Origin of the sequence: uncultured Rhodococcus sp., from assembly GCF_963525155.1 — a bacterium.
Classification (GTDB): domain Bacteria; phylum Actinomycetota; class Actinomycetes; order Mycobacteriales; family Mycobacteriaceae; genus Rhodococcus_F; species Rhodococcus_F qingshengii.
In genome coordinates this window covers 1-23338 of record NZ_CAURKP010000084.1, presented here as the reverse complement: position 1 = coordinate 23338, position 23338 = coordinate 1, and the positions used below count along the sequence as shown (strand labels likewise).

Sequence of the window (23338 nt, the reverse complement as noted above, 5' to 3'; positions counted from 1 at the left end):
CGATCAGGCCGATCGCATGGTCGAGAACGTCCTCGGCGTCATCGGCATCCCGGTCGGCGTGGCCACCAACTTCACGATCAACGGCACGGACTACCTGATCCCCCTCGCCACCGAGGAGCCGTCGGTAGTCGCAGCCGCGAGTAACGCTGCTCGCATCGCACGCGGACTCGGGGGCTTTCACGTCTCGAGCACGCAGCCGATCATGCAAGCCCAGATTCAACTCGTCGACGTCGTGGATCCGGCAGCTGCCCGCATCCGACTCCTCGAGGCACGTGAAGAAATCATTGCACTCGCCAACGAGCAGGACCCGAAGCTGGTCAGCGTCGGGGGTGGCGTGAAGGACATTTCGGTTCGCATCGTGTCCTCGGACAAGGCCGCCTACGTCGTCCTCCACCTTCATGTCGACGTACGAGATGCCATGGGCGCCAACGCAGTCAACACGATGGCAGAGGCAATCGCGGATCGAGTAGCCGAGATCGGCGGCGGGCACGTCGTTCTTCGCATTCTCACCAACAAGGCAGATCTGCGGCTGACGCGCGTTCGTGCCGTGTTCGACGCCGAATTGATCGGCGGCGCAGAGGTTGTGGACAACCTGATCCATGCCGCACGCTTGGCGGAGCTGGATCCCTACCGCGCCGCGACACACAACAAGGGCATCATGAACGGCATCAGCGCCGTGGTGTTGGCAACCGGAAACGACACGCGCGCAGTCGAAGCCGGGTGCCATTCCCATGCAGTCAACGCCGACGGGATCTACTCGTCGCTCTCCCATTTCGAGAAGAATGCCGACGGCAACATCGTCGGCACCCTCGAGCTACCCATGCCGGTCGGCCTCGTCGGCGGGGCCACCAAAGTGCACCCGGTAGCGCAGGCCGCAATCAAGATGCTCGGCGTCGAGAGCGCCGAGGAACTCGCCGGCATCATCCTGGCAGTCGGCCTGGCGCAGAACCTGGCTGCTGTCCGCGTTCTGGCCAGTGAGGGTGTCCAGCGCGGACACATGGGGCTGCACGCCCGCAACATCGCTGCCACCGCCGGAGCGCAGAAGAGCGAGATCGACGCCGTGGTGGCACGCCTGATCGCGGACAAGAGCATTCGCGTCGAGCATGCCGAGAAGGTTCTCGCCGAGATCCGCGGCGGAAACTGACGACAATGACCGAAACAGTTGCAGGATCACCGGTGTGGAAGCCGGCGCCTCATCGAGTGCCGGCGCCGGGACTGCCGACCTCGGTCCGAATCTACGAAGTCGGGCCACGCGACGGACTTCAAGCGGAAACAGCGGTGATCCCGACCGAGACGAAAGCCCAGTTCATCGAACGCCTGGTCGCGGCCGGCTCCCGCACTGTCGAATTGACGAGTTTCGTCTCACCTCGATGGATCCCGCAACTTGCGGACGCGGAAGAATTGATGGGTCGGCTGCACCTGCCGGACTCGGTGCGTACGGTCGTTCTTGTCCCGAACCGCAAGGGTCTCGAGCGGGCCGTCGCCGCCGGAGCGAGCGAGGTTGCAGTATTCGTCAGCGCCACAAAGGAATTCGCGAAACGCAACCTCAATTCCACGGTGGACGGCGCGATCGCCGCGGCTGCCGAGGTCACTACGGCCGCCCGAGCCCTGGGACTTCCCGTCCGCGGCTACATCTCCATGTGCTTCGGCGACCCCTGGGAAGGCTCCGTGCCCGTCGAGCGTGTCGCCGACATCGCAAAGACCCTGATCGACAGCGGTGTCACGTCACTCTCACTCGGCGACACCATCGGCGTCGGCACACCTGGCCATGTGCTCGCTTTGCTCGGCGCCCTCCGAGAACGTGGCATCCCCACATCGCAGATCGCCATGCACTTTCACGACACCTACGGCCAGGCGCTGTCGAACGTCTATGCGTCGTTGACCGCTGGGGTATCCGAATTCGACAGTTCCGCAGGTGGTCTCGGACGGTGCCCGTATGCCAAGGGCGCGACCGGAAATCTCGCCACCGAGGATCTGGTGTGGATGCTCCACGGCCTCGGGATCGACACCGGCATCGACCTGGATTCGCTCACCGATACAAGCAGCTGGATGGCCGAACAGATCGGCCACTCGAGCCCGTCCCGAGTTGTCACCGCCCTCCGCGCAGCACGCACCTGACACCCGCAACGCAAGCCCCTCATCTCGCAAGCCCCTCCCTGTACGACCCCGCCATGCATGACACTGGAGAAGACTGATGTCACCACCGCAGCCGGCAACGACGCCGACCACCACAACCGAGCCGACCGAGCAGCAGACATACCTCGAAGTCTGGGGTGACACCGTCAACGGTCGACACCTCGCGATCTCCGTTGCAGTCGGCAGTGTCGTCGGCGCCTCGGCCCTTCTCGCGGCCCAGGCACTGTTCGAACGGGTCGTCAGCGAACCGTCGTTGGCCCAGGCGTACAGCCTTCTGGTCGGCATCGCGGCCTGCCTGCTCGCCGGCGTGGTCTGCGGAATCTTCATCAAGCCGAAGCGGATAGTCGCCTTGGCCGCCGCCGACGCGGAGTCGATCGACGGTGTCATCACGACGATGAGTGAACAGCGCCAGGGTCTGGGCACTCTCGCCGACATTCCGGAGCAGAGCCGACAGGAACTTCGCGAGCTGGGTCTGTACGACCACTTCGCCGCTGCCGAGGCCGAGCACGCACGGGTCTCGAACACACCGAAGGACGGTGGGCGCGCATGAGTTCGGTTCTGACCAACGAAATTCTGATTGCCGTTCTCTTCGGCATCATCGGTGCGGTCGCGTTCACGTTCATCGGATTGATCTCCGGCACGGACGAGACCGCCACGATCGCACCGCTGACTCTGCTCGTGATTCTGCTCGGCGCTCCCCCGGCGGCGGTCTTCACGTTCTTCCTCTCGGGTGCGATCGCCAAACACATGACGCACGCGGTGCCGACGATGCTGCTGGGCATTCCCGGCGACACGATGGCGATTCCACTCTTGCCGGAAGCGCAGATGATGCGCTCACTCGGCATCCCGCACATCGCACTCCGCAAGGCGATCTCGGGAGCAGTGATCTCGGCGTTCGTCGCTGTGCCGGTTGCCGTTTTGTTCGCGACCATCCTCGCGCCGTTCGCGGACACCGTTCAGTCGATAGCACCGTGGCTGTTCCTGGTCGCCGCCATCGGCATCGCCTACGCCTCACCAGGCCGCTGGGCCGGGGTTGTCGCCCTCGTTCCCTTCGTCATCTTGATCCTCGGCGCCCGCGCGTTGACGTCGAATTACGATGTGTCGCTGAACATCAGCTACTTCCTTGCGATCGCAGTCGGGCCGCTGATCGCGGACCTCGCATTGACCTTGGGCCCGTCGAGCCGTAAGGACATGGAACGCAGTGAACCCAAAACCGTTGCATTGGCCCCGGACATCAAAGGATGGAAGGGATACTTCCCCAATCCTCTGAAGGTCCTCGATCGCAAGCAGATCGGTTACACCGCCGCCGCTTCCACGGTGTCGAGCGCAACCTTCGTCTTCAGCCCGGTCGCCATGACTGTTCTGATGGGTGAGCTGGTAGGTGCGCGGATCAAGAACGGCTATCACCGACTGACCACAATGGTCTCGGCGAAGAACGGTACGACGGAATCCACCTACATCGCGGAAACCCTCATCCCACTCGTCGCTTTCGGCCTTCCGCTCAGCCCGCTCGCGGCAGGCCCCGCAGCCCCTCTGTTCAACGCTCCACCGGTGTTCGAGACCAATCAGGAAACCGGAGTGATCAACAATCTCTCCACGTACCTGACGCAGTGGGAGTTCCTGCTCTACGGACTGCTCGCAGTGGTCACGGCAACGGTCATCGCATACCCGTTTGCCATGAACTACGCGTACCGCGCTGCGTCAGCGGTGGTCAAGCACATCAGTCACGAAGCTGTGATCGCGGTGTTCACGGGACTCGTCGTCGTCATCAGCATCTGGGAGGGCGGCATCCTCGGGCTTCTGATCACCGTGACGGTCGGCCTGGTCGGTGGTCTTCTCGGGCGCCTGTTCAAGATTCACGGCGGAGTTCTGTTCATGGGTTACTACGTAGCGCTGTTCAGTGTTCCTGCGCTGATCAATCTGTTCTGAATCGGTCGACTCCACCACCACGTGCGGACCCGCAACAAACTGCGGGTCCGCACGTATTTCTTCAGCTACCGACCGTGAGCGCCACGGTTCGATTGCGGTCCAACTTCTTCGCTCGATACAACGCCTCGTCAGCGCAATCGACCAATTGCGTCAGGTCTGCGTCGCCGTGGGGTGAACACGCGACACCAATGCTGACCGTCGGCCCGAAGTCGCCCAATACTGCCGACGAATTCTCCGCTTGCGCGCGTCGAATCATCTCGGCTGTTTCGGTCGCACCCTCGAGATCGACGCCGGCCATCAGTACGACGAACTCCTCGCCGCCCAATCGGGCGAAGAGATGCTTGTCATCGAGGTGCCGCCGCACCTGATCGGCAAAACTCACCAACGCCGTATCGCCGGCACGATGACCGAGGTTGTCGTTCACCATCTTGAAGTGATCCAGATCCATCATCAGGACGCTGACCGGACGTCCAGAGTGGCGACGCGGATCGGTCGCACCCGTCACGCTGCCGCCTCGCCGCAAGAATTCGTCCCGGCGCAACGCACCGGTGAGATCGTCGTGGGTGACGGCCTGGGTGAGTGCCTCGAGCGCGCGGCGACGCTCGAGGATCACACAGGCCACCGCGATCGGCGCTACCGCCAGCAGCGACAATCCGATCTGGACCGACGCGCTGACCGGCGAGACGCCCTCGCTGGACAATCCGAGATGGCCGTCGGCCGTCAGTACCAACGTCCAGGCAGTTGACACAGCTGTGAGCACCGACGTGACAAATACATTGGTGAGCAAGGCTGCAGTCACCAGCGCCGGCATGGCAAACGCGATCGCTCCGGCACCGCCTATCACCCACTCCAAGATGATGCAGACGGCCAGCAGCGCCGTCGGAACGACTGATCGACGCACAAGCGTGGCAACAGCTTTCGGTTCTCGATCCACTCGTCGAAGCGAAGGGAATGTCAGCACCAAGGGGACGATGGTCATGTAGTTGACGAACTCACTCGAGAACCAGAGCAACCAGCCGTCCCACCACTGCCCGCCGAACAGCACGCGGTTCGCGATTCCGCCCACGAGCGCCGCCATCGACGCGGCGGCGACAGTCATCGACACGAGATAGCCGACGGACTGAATACTGGTCAGTCGACGGTCCTCACTGTCGACCCAGCGAAAGGCGTAGAAGCCGCTCGCAACCCCGACGATGTTGGCCGCGTTGAGCCACACCGTGGACTCCCATGCCCCACCGGTGATCAGGTCGGCTCCGACATAACCGACTACGACGCAGATCCAGGTGAGCAATGTGGCGGAACGCGGCGACCGAAAGAGGATCCCGAGTAGCAGCGCGTTGGCCGGCCAGAAGACTGCAAGCGTGCCCGGCAGACGGCTCAGAATTCCGACCAGGCACGAGACGAAGACGACTACGCCGATAAGCAGTGCGCGACGTACGGCCGATGACGACAACGACTTTTCGACCGTGCTCACCACCTACATTCGACTGACCTACTCACAATTCGACAACCACTGTCGGCGACCAAGGCGCCCCGGATGCGGGGTCGCCGCAAGACACCCGTCGAAATATACCGACCGGAATCGTACGCGAGGGACGTCGAAACCCGAGGCACCCCACTGTGCCTTGGCTATCGATGCGGACAAATCGGATGTTACGTCGTCAGTTGGTCAAATGAAGTTCACCGAGCGTGATCGAAGCGGTGCGAGCAAACTCTCGGACACTCGCGCCTCCACTTCCGGCAGGCATTACCCCGAGAAGGGGAACACCGCTGACCGAGACCAGATCCTCGCGATTGCATCTCTCGGCGAGGTCCGGTTCCTGCGGCCACGAACCGATCACCAACCCGGCGCATTCCACGCCGGATGCACGTAGGGCTTCCACGGTCAGAGCGGTGTGGTTGAGCGTGCCCAGGCCGGACGCAACCACCAGCACCACTGGCGCTGCCAGAGCCGCGGCAAGATCGCGAGCGGTGAACCCGTCGACGCCCAAGCGGACCAGCAAGCCGCCGGCGCCTTCGATCAGGGTCAGGTCGTGGGTGGTGTCCAGGTCGGAGGCGACCCGAACCACGTCGTCGAGCGCCAACAACGGGAGACCACTTCGACGTGCAGCAGTATCCGGCGCCAAAGGTTCGGGGTACCGCGCCAACTCGACCAGCGTCGCACCGCCGCCGGTCAGACGCTCGATCTCGGCCAGATCACCCGCACCGTCCACGTCGACGCCGGTCTGGGCCGGTTTGAGCACCGCAACCGACTTTCCCGCCTGCAGGGCGAGCGATGCCAGTGCTGCCGTCACCACTGTTTTTCCGACGTCGGTCGATGTGCCGGTCACCAGGAGAATACTCATGCGCGGGCACCTGCCAATACCTCGCGAAGTACGAGTGAGATCTGCTCCATCTCGGAAGGAGACAGCGTCGCTCGTGCAGTCAGACGCAGCCGTGACGTTCCTTCCGGAACCGACGGCGGGCGGAAGCATCCGACGTGCAGTCCCTGGTCCCGGCACGCGGACGCGGCATCGAACGCCCGTTGCGGATCACCGAGAACGACTGAGACGACAGCAGATTCAGGCGACGGAGCACCGGTGACGTCCGCCAGCTCGGATGCCCGGGCCAGGACGTCGAGCGCTCGCGTCGGCTCACGCTGGAGTACTGCGAGTGCAGCCCTGGCCGCGCCTACGGCGGCCGGTGCGAGACCGGTGTCGAAGATGAACGTTCTTGCCGCGTCGATGAGATGCGCGCGGATCTTGTTGTCACCGAGCACAACTCCCCCCTGGCTGGCGAGCGACTTGGACAGTGTTGCCGTCACGACGACGTCAGGTTCACCCGCCAGGCCCGACTCGTGTACGAGTCCACGTCCACCGGCACCGCGCACACCGATGCCATGCGCCTCGTCGACCAGCAGGATCGCCCCGAACTCGCGGCACACCTGATGCATCTCCCGCAGCGGCGCGAGGTCTCCGTCGGCGCTGAAGACCGAATCCGTGACGACCAGCGCTCGCTCTTCCACTCTGCTGCGCAACGTGTCGGCGAGAAAGCCCACGTCCGAATGCGGAGCCACGGCAACCCGAGCACGTGACAGGCGGCAGGCATCCACCAGCGAGGCATGCGATCCCGCATCGGAGACGATCAACGCCCCTGGACCCGAGAGCGCCGTCACCGCGCCGAGATTGGCTGTGTAACCGGAGGAGAAGACAAGTCCGGAGTCCGCCCCGACGAACTCGGCCAGTTCGACTTCGAGCAGTTCGTGTTCGGTGGTGGTGCCGGTGACCAGACGCGAGCCCGTGGCGCCCGCGCCCCAACGGCGCAGAGCCGCCGTGGCACCCTCGATCACATCGGGGTGCCGCACGAGTCCGAGGTAATCGTTCGACGCCAGGTCGATCAACGGGGAGTCGACCGTGCGAGGACGGAGTTCGCGACGGAGTCCAGCGGCCCTGCGGTCCGCTTCGACGGCCGTCAGCCAATTCAGCGAGGTGTTCACTTTTCCGACCATACTTGAACACCGTTCAACTCAATGGTTAGGGTGCATCCGTGCTCACAACCGGACTTGATCCCCATGACGTCTCCGCCATCGATGCCGATGTCCTCTGGCATCCGTACGGATCGTTTCCCGCGTCGACTCGTCCGCTGATCGTCGACTCTGCGCAGGGGGCTACCCTGACGCTCTCCGACGGCCGCCGATTGGTCGACGGGATGAGCTCGTGGTGGGCCGCCATTCACGGCTACCGCAATCCCGTGCTCGACACCGCCGCCGCACGGCAGCTCGGCAAAATGAGCCATGTCATGTTCGGCGGACTGACGCACGAACCTGCCGCTCGCCTCGGGCGACTGCTCGTCGACATCACACCACCTCACCTCGACAAGGTGTTCCTCTCCGACTCCGGTTCGGTGGCCGTCGAAGTCGCAGTGAAGATGTGCCTGCAGTACTGGCGGAGCCTCGGAAAGCCGTCGAAGAATCGTTTGATGACCTGGCGCGGCGGATACCACGGTGACACCTTCACCCCCATGAGCGTCTGCGATCCCGACGGCGGCATGCATTCTCTCTGGACCGACGTCCTGCGCCCTCAGGTCTTCGCGCAGGCTCCCCCGGCGGGCTATCTCCCCGAATACGTGCAGGAGTTGGAATCGCTCTTGGCCGAGCATCACGAGCACCTCGCAGCGGTGATCGTGGAACCGGTGGTCCAAGGCGCCGGCGGAATGCGTTTCCACGATCCCGCGTACCTGATCGACCTGCGTAACCTCTGCGACAAGTACCAAGTCCTCCTGGTCTTCGACGAAATCGCGACCGGATTCGGACGCACCGGAGAATTGTTCGCCGCCGATCACGCCGGCGTCAGTCCCGACGTCATGTGCGTCGGCAAGGCACTGACCGGCGGGTACATGAGTCTGGCGGCAACGCTGTGCACCACGGAGATCGCGGAGACCATCACTGCCGGTGAGGGCGGCGGGCTGATGCACGGCCCTACCTTCATGGGCAATCCACTCGCGTGCGCCGTCGCGGTGGCGTCGACCGAACTTCTGCTTGCGATGGACTGGCGGCGTGACGTCGCAACCCTCGAACGTGGCCTCGCTCGAGGCCTCGCCGAAGCCGTCACAATTCCCGGGGTCGTCGACGTCCGCGTCAAAGGCGGAATCGGAGTGATCGAACTCGAACAGCCGGTCGACATGCAGAGCGCCACCGATGCGGCCGTCGACGCCGGCGTCTGGCTCCGGCCGTTCCGCAACCTCGTATACGCGATGCCTCCGTACCTGTGTTCGGAGGCAGAGGTGGAACAGATCACAGCCGGAATGCTTGCAACCGCCCGCAGCCAGGCGAAACGGTGATCGGCACCGTAGACAGTCGACGAGATTCGATCGGCTGCACCCGATAGGGTCTGATTCATGGATCAACCGCCGAGCGAGACCTCAGCCACTCCCATCCCGGTATGGCCTGGCAGTGCGTACCCACTCGGTGCCACCTACGACGGCGCGGGGACCAATTTCTCGCTCTTCTCCGAGGTCGCCGAGGCCGTCGAGCTGTGCCTGATCGCCAAGGACGGAACCGAAACCCGCATTCGGATGGACGAGGTCGACGGTTACGTCTGGCATGCGTACCTTCCGTCGGTATCCCCCGGCCAGCGATACGGCTACCGCGTACACGGGCCGTACGATCCGGCTGCAGGTCTGCGATGCGATCCGAGCAAACTCCTGCTGGACCCGTACGGAAAAGCGTTCGACGGAGACTTCGACGGAGACCGTTCGCTGTTCTCGTACGACGTCGAATCGGCGGCGGACCCCGAACCTTCAGGAGACGACGAATCTCCCGCCGTGGGGCCGCAAGAGGCTACCGACGAAACGAGTTCGGAAGCCGAATCGGACGAGGTGGGCCTCGAAGACGACTCGCCCACGGACGATCAGGAATCGGACGAGAGCCTCGACCCAGAACCCTTCGATCCCGAACCGCTCGTCGACGAACCCGCTACCATCCCTTTCCCCCAACATGATTCGCTCGGTCACACGATGTCGACCGTCGTCATCAACCCGTTCTTCGATTGGGCGTCCGACCACTCGCCGAAGCGTCCGTATCACGAGACGGTCATCTACGAAGCGCACGTCAAGGGTATGACCGCGACGCATCCCGGAGTTCCGGAGGAATTGCGCGGCACGTACGCGGGGCTCGCTCATCCGGTGATCATCGAGCACCTCACCGATCTGGGTGTCACGGCGATCGAACTGATGCCGGTCCACCAGTTCATGCACGATCAGGTGCTTCTCGACCAAGGTCTGCGAAACTACTGGGGTTACAACACCTTCGGCTTTCTCGCTCCACACACCGACTACTCCTCGGCCACGAAACCCGATGCGGCCGTAGCGGAATTCAAAGCCATGGTGCGCAGCTTCCACCAGGCGGGTATCGAAGTGATCCTCGACGTGGTCTACAACCACACCGCCGAGGGCAATCACATGGGGCCGACCATCAGTTTCCGCGGTATCGACAATGCCGCCTACTACCGCCTGGTCGACGGCGACGAAGAGCACTACATGGACTACACCGGAACGGGCAACAGCCTCAACGCCCGTCATCCGCATACGCTGCAATTGATCATGGACTCTCTGCGGTACTGGGTCACGGAGATGCACGTCGACGGTTTCCGCTTCGACCTCGCCTCGACACTCGCCCGTGAACTGCACGACGTGGACCGCCTTTCGGCCTTCTTCGATCTCGTGCAACAGGATCCGATCGTCAGTCAGGTGAAGCTGATCGCCGAACCGTGGGACGTCGGCGAAGGCGGTTACCAGGTCGGCAACTTCCCCGGCCTGTGGACCGAATGGAACGGCAAATACCGCGACACCGTCCGCGACTACTGGCGTGGTGAGCCGGCAACGCTCGGGGAGTTCGCCTCACGTCTCACCGGATCCTCTGATCTCTACGAGGCCACCGGACGTCGCCCTGGCGCGAGCATCAACTTCGTCATCGCTCACGACGGTTTCACCCTGCACGACCTCGTCTCGTACAACGAGAAGCACAACGAAGCCAACGGTGAGAACAACAACGACGGCGAATCGCACAACCGATCGTGGAACTGCGGAGTCGAAGGCCCCACCGACGACCCGGAAATCCTCGAACTGCGTGGCCGTCAGAGCCGGAACATACTGGCTACGCTGATGCTCAGCCAGGGCACCCCGATGCTTGCTCACGGCGACGAGATGGGCCGAACTCAGCAGGGTAACAACAACGTTTACTGCCAGGATTCGGAACTGTCATGGATGGATTGGACTCTCGCGGAAACCAACGCCGACCTCGTCGAGTTCACCAAGCGCGCAATTGCCTTGCGCGCCAAGAACCCGGTCTTCCGGCGTCGTCGATTCTTCGAGGGGCGACCTATTCGAAGCGGCGATCAGAGTCGCGACATCGCCTGGCTCACGCCGTCTGGCGAAGAGATGACTCCGGCCGACTGGGACAGCGGTTTCGGCAAGTCGTTGGCTGTCTTTCTCAACGGTGACGCGATCCCGGAACCGAACTACCGCGGCGAGCGCGTCACGGGAGATTCGTTCCTTCTCTGCTTCAACGCCCACTACGAAGATCTCGAATTCTCCACCCCCAACGCGGACTACGCCTCGGAGTGGACCGTCGTACTCGACACCTCGGTCCCCACCGGTGAGAGCGATACCGTGATCAAAGCCGGAACAACATTGGATGTAAAAGCGCGAGCATTGACGGTACTTCGCAGAACCGCTTGAGGGAGACGTGCACATGGCCCCGATAACCAGCACCTACCGACTGCAGTTGCGACCGGATGCATTCACTCTTCGTGATGCGGCCGCATTGGTGGACTACTTCGAGGCGTTGGGGGTCTCACATCTCTATCTCTCCCCCATCCTCACTGCGACGTCCGGATCGACGCACGGCTACGACGTCACCGATCCGACAACCGTGTCCGAAGGACTTGGTGGCCGCGAGGCCCTGGTGGAGCTCTCGCGCGCCGTTCGATCACGTGGGATGGGCCTGATCGTCGATCTGGTCCCCAACCACGTCGGTGTCGCCAAACCTCGCGAAAATGCTTGGTGGTGGGACGTTCTCACGCACGGGCAGTCGTCGGAGTACGCGGACTTCTTCGACATCGATTGGGCCGAGGACAACGGAGCCGACGGCAAACTCTCACTCCCGGTACTGGGCAGCCCGGACGATCTCGACGCACTGACTGTCGAGAAAGATGGCGAGGAAACACTTCTCGCGTTCTACGAGCACCGCTTCCCCATCGCTGCCGGTACTGAATTCGGATCTCCACAGGAGGTGCACTCCAGGCAGTCGTACCGACTCGTACCGTGGAACGCCGGGATCGTCAATTACCGACGGTTCTTTGCCGTCAACGAACTCGCTGCGCTGCGCCAGGAGGACCCCCAAGTCTTCGAACTCTGCCATCGGCAAGTGAAGTCGTGGGTCGACGAAGGACTGATCGACGGCGTTCGCATCGATCATCCGGACGGACTCGCGAATCCGGCGGAATATCTCGGGCGCCTGCGAGAACTGATCGGACCAGATCAGTGGCTCGTGATCGAAAAGATCCTCGGCCATACGGAACCACTCGATCCGATGCTCCCGATCGACGGCACCACCGGATACGACGCCCTCAATCAGCTGGGCGGCATTTTCGTCGATCCCGCCGCCGAACTCGAATTGACCGAACTCTCGGCAGATCTGACCGGCGACGACGGGGACAGTACGTGGTTGCATCACACCGAACGTCAGTTCAAACGCGACACCGGGCGCGGTGACCTTGCACCGGAGGTTCGCAGGCTCGTGCGTGCAATCCGACGCGAAACCGGAAGTCGTTGCAGTGAGACCGAACTGAACGACGCAGTTGTCGTCGCGATCGCTCGGATGCCGGTGTACCGATCCGACTACAGTCCCCTCGCCGGTTTGGCCGCTCGGATCGTCGGCGACATGCACGAATTGGCTCCCGGACATGAACCATCGTTCAACGTGTTGGCGCAATCCCTGGTGAACAGCGGTGAAGCCTCAGTTCGCTTCCAGCAGGTGTGTGGCGCCGTCATGGCCAAGTCCGTCGAAGATCGACTCTTCTATCGGACGGCGCGCCTGGTCTCACGTCAGGAAGTCGGCGGCAACCCGGCATCGCTTGCCGTCTCCGTCGCCGAATTCCATCTCCACAACGCGGACCGAGCGAAGCGGTGGCCGCGCGCGATGACGAGTCTGTCCACTCACGACACCAAACGCGGCGAGGACGTGCGGGCACGGATCGGTGTTGTGTCTCAGGTGCCGACGCTGTGGGCCCGGCTGATTCGCGAGTGGGAAGACGTGTGCCCCAGCCCTGATCCGCTTACCGGATTGTTCTTGTGGCAGAACATCATCGGTGTGTGGCCGACGGACGGCCGCTCGGCAGCCTCGGTTCCAGAGCTGCGCGAGCGTTTGCACGCCTATGCGGAGAAAGCCGTCCGCGAGTCCGGCGCCAGGACTTCCTGGAACGATCCGGACGTCGACTTCGAGTCGGCAGTGCACCGCTGGATCAACGAGGTGATCGACGGCCCGGTCGGTGATTCGGTCAGCGAATTCGTCGGCCGGATCGCGCGTCACGGCTGGTCGGACTCTCTCGGCCAAAAGCTGCTCCAACTTCTCGGGCCCGGCGTTCCCGACGTCTACCAGGGCACTGAGCTGTGGGAGGACTCGTTGGTCGATCCGGACAACCGGCGGCTTGTCGACTACGGAACGAGGCGATCACTGCTCGATTCCGGCGCCGCGCCGATCGACGCAACAGGAACCGCAAAGTTGCACCTCGTTCGCACGGCACTGACACTGCGGCGGGAGAACCCCTCGTGGTTCGATCACGGTGAGTACCGGCCGGTCTTCGCTTCAGGTTCCGGATCCGGTCATCTGGTCGGCTTCTCGCGCGGCCCGGCAGGTGATCCGCCCATGGTCGTTGCTCTGGCGACGCGACATTCGCTAGGACTCTCGTCCCACGGTTGGAGAGATACGCGAGTGGACCTGCCAGATGGCGAATGGGTCGACGCACTGAGCGGACAACCCGTCTTGTCTTCGGATGCGCGGGACATCTTCGCTGCCGGGCCATGTGCCCTGTTGACCAGGGTGCGCTGAGCGGTTTCCGCTGACTGGGCATTCACCCCCGAAAAGAACTTCGTCGCGCTAACTTCCGAAGAGCAGATCGTCACCACTAGTCGGAGGTTTGAGCATGGCCGCCAGTCGATTCACCGGAAAAGTTGCCTTCATCACCGGAGCCGCCCGTGGTCAGGGGCGCGCCGAAGCTGTCCGGCTGGCAGAAGAGGGCGCAGACATCATCGCCGTCGACGCGTGTGCTCAATTCGAATCCACCTCGTATGCCGGCGCCACCGACGACGACCTGGCCGAGACAGTCGAACTGGTCAAGGCCCTGGACCGTCGAATTGTCGCTACCAAGACCGACGTTCGCGACTTCTCTGCACTGTCCGCGGCGCTCGCGGCCGGCATCGACGAATTGGGGCGACTTGACGTCGTCGTCGCGAACGCCGGAATCTGTTCTGCCAACATGTCCTGGGAAATCACGCCCGAGCAGTGGCAGGAAACGCTCGACGTCAACCTGACCGGCGTCTTCCACACCGCCAAGGCAGCGATCCCGCACCTGATCAAGCAAGGCACCGGTGGCTCGATCATCTTCACCAGCTCCGTCGCCGGCCTGCGCGGCCTCCCCTTCCTCGGCCATTACGTCGCGAGCAAACACGGCATCACCGGTCTGGCCAAGACGATGGCCTCGGAGTTGGGGCAGTACAACATTCGGGTCAACACCATCCACCCACACGGCGTGGAAACCGGAATGCAGATGACGGACATGCGGCCGCTCATCGACGCCAACGCCCACACACTCGGTCCGATCTTCATGCAGACCTTGCCCGACCCGGTCAGCCAGCCGGAGGACATCGCCGCCGCCGTCGCGTTCCTCGGTTCCGACGAGGCCCATCACATCACCGGCATCGCGATGCCGCTCGATCTGGTCACCCTGATCCGCTGATCGAATCTTCTCGAGTTTTTCCCGTCCTCGGGGAATATCGCTTCCCCGAGGACGGTTGCGCGAGACATGACCAAAACTGTTGTAGCGCAGACGTACGGCACGCCCGAGGTCCTGAAGCTGGTGGACGTCGATTTACCGGCACCGAAATCAGGTGAAGTCCTGGTCGACGTGAAGGCGATCGGCGTCAATCCCTTCGACTTCAAGCTCTACAGCGGCGCTTTCGGCACCGACCCCGAGAAACTTCCCATCCGCCTCGGCGGCGAGGCAGCGGGCGTCGTCTCGGCTGTCGGCGACGGCGTCACAAATGTGAACGTCGGCGACGAAGTGATCGTCAGCCCCGGCAACGGCCTCTACTCCGAACAAGTAGTCGTGCCGGTCTCCTCTGTCACCGCGAAGCCCGCAGGCATCAGCTGGGAACAGGCAGCCGGCCTCCTTCTGGTCGGCGGAACTGCAGTCGACGCCCTCGACACCATTCGGGTCGGTTCCGGCGACACCGTTCTCATCCACGGCGCGTCCGGCGGCGTCGGCGCGATCGCTGTTCAGCTGGCAGTTGGTCGCGGAGCTACGGTGATCGGCACTGCGGGAGCCTCGAATCAGGATTACGTGCGCTCGCTCGGCGCCACGCCTGTGCTCTACGGCCACGGCCTCGAAGCGCGTGTCCGTGAACTCGCGCCGAACGGCGTCGATGCGGCGTTCGACACCGCCGGAACGGACGAAGCCGTCGATGCATCTCTGGCTTTGGTCACCGACAAGAGTCGCATCGTCACCATCGTCGCGTTCGGACGCGCCCAGACCGACGGCTTCGCGTCCGTCGGCGGAGGCAATCCGGCAAGTGCGGAAGCGCGTTTGAAGGCTCGATCCGAACTGGTCGAACAAGCCGGTTCCGGACATCTCACCGTGAAGATCGCCAAGACTTTCCCTCTAACGGACGTCGCGCTCGCTCACACCGAGTTGCAGAGTTCGCACCCCGCGGGAAAGTTCATCCTCGTTCCGTGACCTTCAGCTCTGTCTTGCCTAGGCCTTAGGGGCGAGTGGAACCAACAGGGTGGTGCCGAACGCGACGAGCACCGATTCGCCTTCGCGTTCGGCATGTACCTCGGCAGTGACGAACACCTGCTTGCGCCCGGCCTTGACCGAGCGCGCCGTAGCGACAAATGCGGTTCCGACGCCCGGACTCACGAAATTGACCGCGCAGTTGGACGCCGCCACGACACCTACCTGGGTGAAAGCAGCAAATCCGCACGCGGTGTCGACGAGTCCCGCCACGAGCGCAGCGTGCAGGTGTCCCGAGTACTGGCCCAGATCCTCACGCCATTCGAGCCGCAGACAGACGCGACCCGGTTCGGCCTCCGTGACTTCGAATCCGGCCCACCGGTTGAAGGCCGCCGAGGCGTTGACCGCCCGCAACTGTTCGAGCATTTCAGAATTTCCCATGTAGACCAGTCTACATAGATTGTGGTGGATCGCTGGGGTGTTTAAGCTCCAACTCGTGGCGACTCCCCCGAAACACCGCGAAGCACTCGTACGAGCTGCGGCCGATCTGTTTCGCCGCCAGGGGTATGCGGCAACGGGCCTCAACGAGATCCTCAAGTCGAGCGGGGCGCCGAAAGGTTCGCTCTACCACTACTTTCCCGGCGGCAAAGAGCAGATCGGCGAAGAGGTCGTCCGCGTCGGCGGGCAGTTGGTCACCGACACCCTGACCGAACTCGCCGACAGCCAATCGGACGCCGGGTCACTGCTGCGCGAGTACGCGCGGTTGCTCGCCGGATGGGTGAGCGATTCGGATTTCCACGAAGGCTCGCCGATCACGACGGTGTTGTTGGAACTTGCCCCCGATTCGGAGAGCGTGACAGCCGCCGGACAGGCGGTGTATCGACAGTGGACTTCGCTACTGCGCGACACACTGATCGCGTCCGGGGTCGGACGTGCGCGAGCGGAACGGCTTGCCGTCCTTGCAGTGTCCGCGCTCGAGGGCTCGCTGGTGCGGGCTCGCGTCGAACGATCCGGTCAGCCGATTCTCGATTCCCTCGGCGAGGTCGCCGACGTGTTCGACGGAGCAATCGCCGCGGCGCACTCGCACTGAGCGAACGCGACCTGAGCGAACGGCACTCTCGGTCTCATGAAGGCGCCGAAAGGTACGTTCGCTCGGAATCGGAGGGTGGCTCAGTCGGCTTCCGGGTGCCATCCCGAGCACCACCTCGAGCACCACCGCGGGCCGCGCCGATCCCTGCGACGACGACGCACGCGATACCTGCCACGGCCAGAACACTCGGAACCTGTTGCAGCACAACCAGACCGATAAGCTGCGCGAAAGCAGGCTCGAGACTCATCAGCGTGCCGAACGCCGCCGTGGACAGCCTTCGCAACGAGACCATCTCCAGAACGAACGGCACGACGGGCAGCAAGATCGCGAGTCCGAGGCCCACGAGAATCAGATGCGGAGTCAGCCGCCCGATAGCCGAGTGGCCTACGGCAATTGTCGCGGCCAACCCGGCTACCGCCATCGACACCGCCAGCCCGTTGATACCGGCAACCTCGTCGCCGACGCGCTGGGTGAGCAAAATGTACATCGCCCAGCAGAGCGCCGCACCGAGTGCGTACGCCACACCGACCAGATCGACTGTCCCGGCCCATGGTTCGGTGAGAAGCACGACGCCCACGCCTGCCAGAACCGGCCACAGAACGCGGCCACGCCCCCGGAGCAATGCAACCGTCAGCGGACCCAAGAATTCCAATGCGCTTGCTGTTCCCAGCGGAAGGCGCTCCACCGCTGCCATGAACAGGAGCGTCATGCCTGCGGTGACCACACCCAGAACCACGCAAGCCAGAAACGCCTTGCGAGTGAACGCCGAAGGGCGGGGCCTGACGATGATCAGAAGAATGATGCCTGCCCAGGCGAGTCGTATCCACGCCGCTCCGTCTGCGCCGAGCTGATCGATCAGGCCCACCGACACGGCGAGCCCGAACTGCACGCACAACATCGCCAGAACAGCCAGGCCCACTCCGGCCCGCGCTTTCGTATCCATAGCTGAATTGAACGGGAGGCCAACCGTTCGTGTCCACGCGATTTTGACCTACATTATGTTCACGATTAGTGAATGATCGAAGGATGGAAACCCGTCGACTCCATCTCCTCCTCGAACTCTCCCGCTTGGGTTCGATGCGTGCGGTCGCCGAAGCGCACAACCTCACGACGTCGACAGTGTCCCAACAACTCGCGGCCTTGACCGCGGAGACCGGTACCGCACTGATCGAGCCCGACGGTCGCCGGGTGCGGCTGACGCCGGCCGGTCAACGACTGGCCGATCATGCCGTCACCATCCTGGCAGCCGTCGATGCAGCTCGCCTGGACCTCGATCCGGACGCGGAACCGGTGGGGACCCTGCGAGTCGGCGGATTCGCAACTGCGATCAGAACCGCGATGCTCCCCGTCGCTCGAAGCCTGCAACGCAGTCACCCGCAGGTGGACGTGATGATCTACGAATACGAACCCGTGGAGGCTTTTGCACTCCTCGAACGCGACGATCTAGACCTCGCACTGACGTACGACTACAACCTTGCCCCCGCGTCGCCGAGCCCACTACTCGAAGCAATTCCGCTCTGGTCGACGCCCTGGGGACTGTGTGTTCCCGACGACGCCAAAGCTCCCGACAAGTCCACAGAATCCGGAATCGATCTCCGCGCCTTCGCCGACACGTCATGGATAGTGAACTCACGCAACACGGCAGACGAGCGCGCTGTGCGAACCCTCGCGTCGCTGGCCGGGTTCACCCCTCGGATCACTCACCAGATCGACAGTCTCGACTTGGTCGAACTCTTGATCCTCAGTGGTTACGGCGTGGGGCTGATGCCGCTCGAACGCAAGACTCGCGAAGGCGTGCGCGTCGAACCACTCGTCGATCCGCCCGTCATCCTCACTGCCTATGCGGTGACGCGTCGCGGCCGATCGTCGTGGCCGCCGCTTCGGCTCGTGTTGGACCGACTCACGGCCTACCGATAACTCACATCCGATCAGCGTCGCCGTCGCGGCGCTGCTGCTTGGCAATTCGACGCTGCTCTTCCGCCCGTTCGCGGCACTGACGCAAGAAGGCTTCGTCCGCCGCCGGATCCTGCGCAACGGCACGTCCCGGGCGCTCGTATTCGCCGTACCCGGTTGGGCCGACGTATCCGCGGGGCGCGTTCTGTCCGCGCCCGACCACCAGCCACAGAACCGATCCCAAAGTAGGAAGGAAGATGATGATCAGAATCCAGACGACCTTGGGTAGGTACTGGATGTAGGCGTCATCTCTCGTGATGGCGTCGACGATGCAGAAAATCCACAGCAACATCGTGATGAGGCCGAACAAGGCATAGGGCACGCTGGCGATTCCTCCCGAGAATAAAAAACCCTCGCCATGCTAACGAAAACAGACCAATTAGTACATTAGATTCTGGCGAATGTTGAACTCGAGCCATCCTCGGTACGCATCGACGTCCCATCCACTGACCCGACGCAATTGCTGATGAAGCTGCGGCGAGACGAAAGCGGCAAGTATGCCCGCGGCTTTCTCGAGCGAAATCTCAGGCCTCAACAAGCCATGCTCGGAGAGACCCTCGGCTATCGACATCGCATTGACGGCCGACTGATCCGACGACTCCTCGGATAGTCGACGCATGTCGGCATCCGCACCCGAGGATTCGACCGCGACCATCATCAGAGCGCCGGCACGTTCGAGCAGTCCGATGCCCTGTGCCACGATCTGGGAGACGATCCGGCGAACGTCATCGGGGTCCGCGGCCAGGTTCGGCGCGCCGAGTGGAACCTCTTCGGCATCGAGCGCCGCAGCGAGGGCCGCTTCGAAGATCTCGAGTTTCCCGCCAGGGAAGGCTGTGAACACCGTCCGATCGGCGACGCCGGCCGAGGCGGCAATCTGCTTGACGGTGGCACTGACATACCCGTCTCGAACAAACAAGGCCGTCGCCGCATCACGAATGAGTTCACGCGTTCGCTGCGCGGAAGCTTCACGCACGCGGGAGTGGTACTGGCGTCTGCCCTCCATTGCGCACACTTTAGCCGTATTCGATGCAACGACCATGCATGGAAAGAATCGTGCAGCTCAGGAGCCTTTTCCGGGGTGATCTATCCAGCCGTCGCTACCGGGAAACACCAACGCCTCGTGGCCGTTGTCGTACCTGACCAGATACGGAGGACCGCCGTCCTCGCCGTGCACCTCGAGAACCTCGGCAGTTACCTCCGCCTGCCCCACCACGCGCCCCTGGACGTGGAGACGGTCACCCACTTCGGCATGCATCACTCCTCCTCGCTGCCCGCTCGCGCAGGCGCAGACCAACCACTGACGTTGTTCCCGCCATGCCGACTCGGAAACCCTGGGGCGAGTTGCCGTCGTGAGAAATCGCATATTCACCGAAGGTGACAGCGACGGGTGAACAGTGGTTCACTCATGGGTGAATTCCCGTTCACCATCGCCGCGTGAAGGACCGTCTCTTGGCATTGCACTCGTCTCCGACCACTCGCCGTTCAAGTCGGCTCATTACCGCAATTCTCTGTCTTTCCGGCACCGTGGTCGCGCTGCAACAAACGATGGTCATTCCGTTGTTGCCCGATTTCCCGAAGATCCTCGGCGTCAGCGCTGACGACGCCTCCTGGCTCGTCACCGTCACGCTCCTCACGAGTGCCGTCGCCACTCCGATCGTCTCCCGCCTGGCAGACATGTTCGGAAAACGACGCATGATGCTGATCTCGATGACGATGATCGTGGTCGGATCACTGGTCGCGGCGATCGGCGGCAATTTTGTCGCCCTGCTGATCGGACGTGGTCTCCAGGGCTTCGCGATCTCGATGATCCCCGTCGGAATCAGCATCATGCGCGACGAACTGCCCAAGGAGAAGGTGGCGTCGGCAACAGCGTTGATGAGTGCCACTCTCGGAATCGGCAGCGCACTCGGGCTCCCCCTGTCCGGGTTGATCTTCGAGCATCTGGGCTGGCCCGCCATCTTCTGGCTCTCGGCGATCGTGGGCGTCCTGCTGATCATCGCGGTAGCCGTCGTCGTCCCGGAATCAAGTGTTCGTACCCGCGGCAAATTCGACTTCCTGGGCGCGGTCATGCTCTCGACAGCACTCACGGCGATCCTCCTCGCCATCTCCAAGGGCGCCCGTTGGGGATGGACGAGCGAACTGACATTGCTGATGTTCGTCATCGGAATCGTGACTCTCGCATTGTGGTTCCCTTACGAACTTCGCGTCACCCAGCCGATGGTCGATCTACGAACGTCGGCCAAGCGGCCTGTTCTGCTGACCAACGTCGCCTCGATCCTCGTCGGCTTCTCGATGTACGCGAACAACCTCTCCACCACCCAACAACTTCAGATGCCGAAGATCTCCGGCTACGGCTTCGAACTGGGCGTGATGGCGGCCGGACTGTGCATGATTCCGGCAGGCCTCGCGATGGTCTTCTTCGCGCCCGTCTCCGCGAACATCACGAAGCGATTCGGAGCCAAGATCACCCTGATCGTCGGCGGCACGGTGCTCGCGCTCGCCTACATCGCGCGAGTGTTCCTGACCGGTTCGATAGCACTGATCATCATCAGCGCGGCGGTGGTCAGCATCGGAACCGCAATCGCCTACTCCGCGATGCCGATGCTGATCATGCGATCGGTTCCGATCACCGAAACCGCGTCGGCAAACGGCCTCAATTCGCTGCTCCGCTCAGTCGGTACTTCCACGTCCAGCGCGGTGGTTGCCGCCATGCTCACGTCGATGGTCATCCCGTCCGGGCCGGGCGAGGGCCTTCCGTCGATCGACGCCTTCAAGAACATCTTCTGGCTGGCCGCCCTCGCCGCCGTGGCTGCTGCCGCTGCGTTCATTCCTCGCCGCGGCGCAAAACCGGAAGCGGCACTTCGCCCGGTGACCCCGGAAGGGTTCGAGCTTCCCGACGCCGCCGTGTCCGAAACGGAAATTGTGGTTGCCGGTCGTGTGATCCGGGCCGACAGCCGACCGATCCGGCAGGCCGTTGTCACCGTGATGGACATGGAGGGTCGACCGATTGACTGGAGTCGCGCCGACAACGAAGGCAACTTCTCCCTCGCCCTACCCCGGCCCGGCCGGTACCTGGTGGTCACGAGCGCCGACGGTTGGTCCCCTCGGTCACAGGTAATCGACTTCGACAGCGCGCAATCGACGCACACCGTCGAACTCGGCGACCGCCTCACCATCTCCGGCAAGGTCGGAGTCGGCGGCCGAACAACCTCGGGAACTGTCGTCACACTCACGAAACCGACCGGCGAATTCGTCGCATCCACGGTCACCGACGGAACCGGGCACTACGGAATCGCACTTCCCACATCCGGCCGGTACATCCTGACCGCGCTGACCGAGAGCGGACACGGCACATTGGCTCGTCAGATAGCGGTCATCGCGCAGTCCACCGTCGTCGACTTCGACGTACCCGTCGATGCCGAGCCGTTGACGACAGTATGAACGCCAGTATGAGCAACCGAACGCATGGCGATCGGGTATCGAAGCGAGCGACATGAGCAGCGGCGAAGCCAGCATCCTCACAGCAGCGAAAGCCTTGTTCGCGGAACGAGGTTACGCATCGACGACCATCAAGGACATCGCGGTCGCAGCCGGCTACTCCCCTGCCCTGGTCATGAAGATCTACGGCAGCAAAGCTCGGCTGTACTCGGCTGCGATCCCGTCCGCACCTCCGATGGACGAGGATCCGAATGCCGACGCCACCGGAGACATCGGCTGTCAACTGGTCGAGAAACTTGTCGCTCGTAGAGAATCCGATGAAACCGATCCGTGGGCAATGCTCGCAGTACACGTTCACGAGGCGCCAGATCCGGCCGCCGCTCGGGCCGAGATCAAGCAACGATACGTTCACGGGATCGCGCGCCGCATCGGCGACACGGAGCCCGGTTTGGTACGCAGCCAGATCGTCGTCTCACTGCTGCTCGGACTGGCCACCGGCATGCGGACGCTCGAACTCCTCGGTGAGGATTCACTGTCGTCGGAGGATCTGATCCGGCGCTACGGAAGGCTGATTCAAATAGCCGTCGACGAAATCGAACCGGTATCCGAGCACGAATCGTTCATCAGTGACACGGTGGAGGAATGACTACTTACCGATACCTCGACGCCGACCGGAATCTCCTCGAAGAGAAAGATTTCGAAACCGAGCAGGACGCACAGGAATACCGACTCTCCGTCCTCGGTGCCGAACACATCGAGCCCGCGGGCGAATGATCCTGTCGAGTCCCCGATCGGTCAGGAAGACTTCGCGGCAGTGGTGAGTTCAGCGATCAAGGCTTGAACGCGCCGCTCGATTTCGTCACGGATCGGGCGAACTGCTTCAAGGCCCTGTCCGGCCGGGTCGTCGAGAACCCAGTCTCGGTAACTCTTGCCGGGGAAGATCGGGCACGTGTCGCCGCAGCCCATGGTGATGACGACATCCGAATCCTGGACGGCGTCGACAGTGAGGATCTTCGGAGACTGCGCTGAGATGTCGATACCGCGCTCTGCCATCGCCTCGACCGCTGCCGAATTGACGGTCTCGGCGGGTGCGGATCCGGCGGAACGGACCTCGATGGCGTCGCCTGCGAGATGGCTCAGGAATCCCGCGGCCATCTGAGATCGACCGGCATTGTGGACGCAGACGAACAACACCGATGGTTTGCTCATGACCTCGCTCTTTCTCGACTGGATGAAACCTCTTCGACTGCAAAGCGTTTGCGTAGAGCAAGGGAGACATAGACCAGCCCGACGAGCACCGGTACCT

General features: G+C 63.0%; 23 protein-coding genes. 14 read left to right on the top strand and 9 right to left on the bottom strand.

The window, feature by feature from the left end:
* The 4 genes from RWT78_RS17420 to RWT78_RS17405 all read left to right on the top strand — a co-directional run.
* Nucleotides 1-1144: hydroxymethylglutaryl-CoA reductase, degradative (locus RWT78_RS17420; protein ID WP_314676937.1), on the top strand; the 1144-nt coding region annotated here is incomplete at its 5' end.
* A 5-nt stretch (nt 1145-1149) separates the two neighbouring features.
* The gene (locus tag RWT78_RS17415; protein ID WP_080712772.1) at nt 1150-2118 is read left to right on the top strand and encodes a hydroxymethylglutaryl-CoA lyase; all 969 of its coding nucleotides are present in this window, start codon (nt 1150-1152) and stop codon (nt 2116-2118) included.
* A gap of 76 nt (nt 2119-2194) precedes the next feature.
* Nucleotides 2195-2686, top strand: a complete 492-nt coding sequence (locus tag RWT78_RS17410; RefSeq protein ID WP_003941716.1) for a hypothetical protein — start codon at nt 2195-2197, stop codon at nt 2684-2686.
* Nucleotides 2683-4065, top strand: coding sequence for a tripartite tricarboxylate transporter permease (locus RWT78_RS17405; RefSeq protein ID WP_003941745.1), 1383 nt, complete (start codon nt 2683-2685; stop codon nt 4063-4065). Before RWT78_RS17410 ends, RWT78_RS17405 begins: the two co-directional genes overlap by 4 nt.
* Nucleotides 4066-4126: 61 nt before the next feature.
* Here the strand turns inward: RWT78_RS17405 and RWT78_RS17400 are convergent, their stop codons facing one another.
* The 3 genes from RWT78_RS17400 to RWT78_RS17390 all read right to left on the bottom strand — a co-directional run bounded on the left by RWT78_RS17400 (nt 4127) and on the right by RWT78_RS17390 (nt 7552).
* The gene (locus RWT78_RS17400) at nt 4127-5539 is read right to left on the bottom strand and encodes a GGDEF domain-containing protein (protein ID WP_230793117.1); all 1413 of its coding nucleotides are present in this window, start codon (nt 5537-5539) and stop codon (nt 4127-4129) included.
* 187 nt (nt 5540-5726) lie between these two features.
* Nucleotides 5727-6410, bottom strand: a complete 684-nt coding sequence (bioD, locus tag RWT78_RS17395; protein WP_314676929.1) for a dethiobiotin synthase — start codon at nt 6408-6410, stop codon at nt 5727-5729.
* A complete protein-coding gene (locus tag RWT78_RS17390; protein ID WP_314676926.1) occupies nt 6407-7552 on the bottom strand; it encodes an 8-amino-7-oxononanoate synthase in 1146 nt (381 codons plus the stop codon). The genes bioD and RWT78_RS17390 overlap by 4 nt, the downstream gene beginning before the upstream one ends.
* A 38-nt stretch (nt 7553-7590) precedes the next feature.
* Here RWT78_RS17390 and RWT78_RS17385 point away from each other — a divergent pair, with 38 nt between their 5' ends.
* The 5 genes from RWT78_RS17385 (at nt 7591) to RWT78_RS17365 (ending at nt 15554) form a co-directional block, all read left to right on the top strand.
* On the top strand, nt 7591-8883 hold the full coding sequence (locus RWT78_RS17385) for an adenosylmethionine--8-amino-7-oxononanoate transaminase (protein ID WP_007733120.1): 1293 nt from the start codon (nt 7591-7593) through the stop codon (nt 8881-8883).
* A gap of 57 nt (nt 8884-8940) precedes the next feature.
* A complete protein-coding gene (gene glgX, locus RWT78_RS17380) occupies nt 8941-11280 on the top strand; it encodes a glycogen debranching protein GlgX (RefSeq protein ID WP_314676923.1) in 2340 nt (779 codons plus the stop codon).
* 13 nt (nt 11281-11293) lie between these two features.
* On the top strand, nt 11294-13651 hold the full coding sequence (gene treY / locus RWT78_RS17375) for a malto-oligosyltrehalose synthase (protein WP_314676921.1): 2358 nt from the start codon (nt 11294-11296) through the stop codon (nt 13649-13651).
* Nucleotides 13652-13745: 94 nt separating this feature from the next.
* Nucleotides 13746-14558 carry a mycofactocin-coupled SDR family oxidoreductase gene (locus RWT78_RS17370; protein ID WP_314676919.1) on the top strand — a complete coding sequence of 271 codons (813 nt, stop codon included), beginning with the start codon at nt 13746-13748 and terminating at the stop codon, nt 14556-14558.
* Between the two features lie 66 nt (nt 14559-14624).
* Nucleotides 14625-15554: an NADP-dependent oxidoreductase gene (locus RWT78_RS17365; protein ID WP_050655323.1), complete on the top strand. Its 930-nt coding sequence runs from the start codon at nt 14625-14627 to the stop codon at nt 15552-15554.
* 18 nt (nt 15555-15572) lie between these two features.
* Here the strand turns inward: RWT78_RS17365 and RWT78_RS17360 are convergent, their stop codons facing one another.
* Nucleotides 15573-15992: a PaaI family thioesterase gene (locus RWT78_RS17360; RefSeq protein ID WP_230587613.1), complete on the bottom strand. Its 420-nt coding sequence runs from the start codon at nt 15990-15992 to the stop codon at nt 15573-15575.
* A gap of 55 nt (nt 15993-16047) precedes the next feature.
* Between RWT78_RS17360 and RWT78_RS17355 the strand changes: the two genes are divergently transcribed.
* On the top strand, nt 16048-16641 hold the full coding sequence (locus tag RWT78_RS17355) for a TetR/AcrR family transcriptional regulator (RefSeq protein WP_003941729.1): 594 nt from the start codon (nt 16048-16050) through the stop codon (nt 16639-16641).
* A gap of 34 nt (nt 16642-16675) precedes the next feature.
* Here the strand turns inward: RWT78_RS17355 and RWT78_RS17350 are convergent, their stop codons facing one another.
* Nucleotides 16676-17584 (bottom strand): EamA family transporter, encoded by a 909-nt coding sequence (locus RWT78_RS17350; RefSeq protein ID WP_314676914.1) that lies wholly within the window; start codon nt 17582-17584, stop codon nt 16676-16678.
* A gap of 83 nt (nt 17585-17667) precedes the next feature.
* Between RWT78_RS17350 and RWT78_RS17345 the strand changes: the two genes are divergently transcribed.
* Complete coding sequence (locus RWT78_RS17345) at nt 17668-18558, top strand: LysR family transcriptional regulator (protein ID WP_042921818.1); 891 nt, start codon at nt 17668-17670, stop codon at nt 18556-18558.
* A gap of 1 nt (nt 18559) precedes the next feature.
* On the opposite strand, the gene RWT78_RS17340 is transcribed toward RWT78_RS17345, so the two are convergent.
* From RWT78_RS17340 to RWT78_RS17330, 3 genes are read right to left on the bottom strand one after another with little or no spacing between them, the layout of a single operon-like run.
* Entirely contained in the window at nt 18560-18916 is a 357-nt protein-coding gene (locus RWT78_RS17340) for a PLD nuclease N-terminal domain-containing protein (protein WP_003941757.1), read from the bottom strand.
* Nucleotides 18917-18973: 57 nt separating this feature from the next.
* Nucleotides 18974-19597, bottom strand: coding sequence for a TetR/AcrR family transcriptional regulator (locus RWT78_RS17335; RefSeq protein ID WP_037129760.1), 624 nt, complete (start codon nt 19595-19597; stop codon nt 18974-18976).
* Between the two features lie 57 nt (nt 19598-19654).
* Nucleotides 19655-19849 carry a DUF1918 domain-containing protein gene (locus tag RWT78_RS17330; RefSeq protein WP_003941743.1) on the bottom strand — a complete coding sequence of 65 codons (195 nt, stop codon included), beginning with the start codon at nt 19847-19849 and terminating at the stop codon, nt 19655-19657.
* A 179-nt stretch (nt 19850-20028) separates the two neighbouring features.
* Between RWT78_RS17330 and RWT78_RS17325 the strand changes: the two genes are divergently transcribed.
* The 3 genes from RWT78_RS17325 to RWT78_RS17315 are packed head-to-tail and all read left to right on the top strand — an operon-like array spanning nt 20029 to nt 22806.
* Nucleotides 20029-22035 (top strand): MFS transporter, encoded by a 2007-nt coding sequence (locus RWT78_RS17325; protein WP_314676908.1) that lies wholly within the window; start codon nt 20029-20031, stop codon nt 22033-22035.
* Between the two features lie 52 nt (nt 22036-22087).
* The gene (locus RWT78_RS17320) at nt 22088-22678 is read left to right on the top strand and encodes a TetR/AcrR family transcriptional regulator (RefSeq protein ID WP_003941800.1); all 591 of its coding nucleotides are present in this window, start codon (nt 22088-22090) and stop codon (nt 22676-22678) included.
* Nucleotides 22675-22806 carry a hypothetical protein gene (locus tag RWT78_RS17315; RefSeq protein WP_007733137.1) on the top strand — a complete coding sequence of 44 codons (132 nt, stop codon included), beginning with the start codon at nt 22675-22677 and terminating at the stop codon, nt 22804-22806. The genes RWT78_RS17320 and RWT78_RS17315 overlap by 4 nt, the downstream gene beginning before the upstream one ends.
* A gap of 21 nt (nt 22807-22827) precedes the next feature.
* Here the strand turns inward: RWT78_RS17315 and RWT78_RS17310 are convergent, their stop codons facing one another.
* Nucleotides 22828-23241 (bottom strand): arsenate reductase ArsC, encoded by a 414-nt coding sequence (locus tag RWT78_RS17310; protein ID WP_003941758.1) that lies wholly within the window; start codon nt 23239-23241, stop codon nt 22828-22830.
* Between the last annotated feature and the right edge of the window lie 97 nt (nt 23242-23338).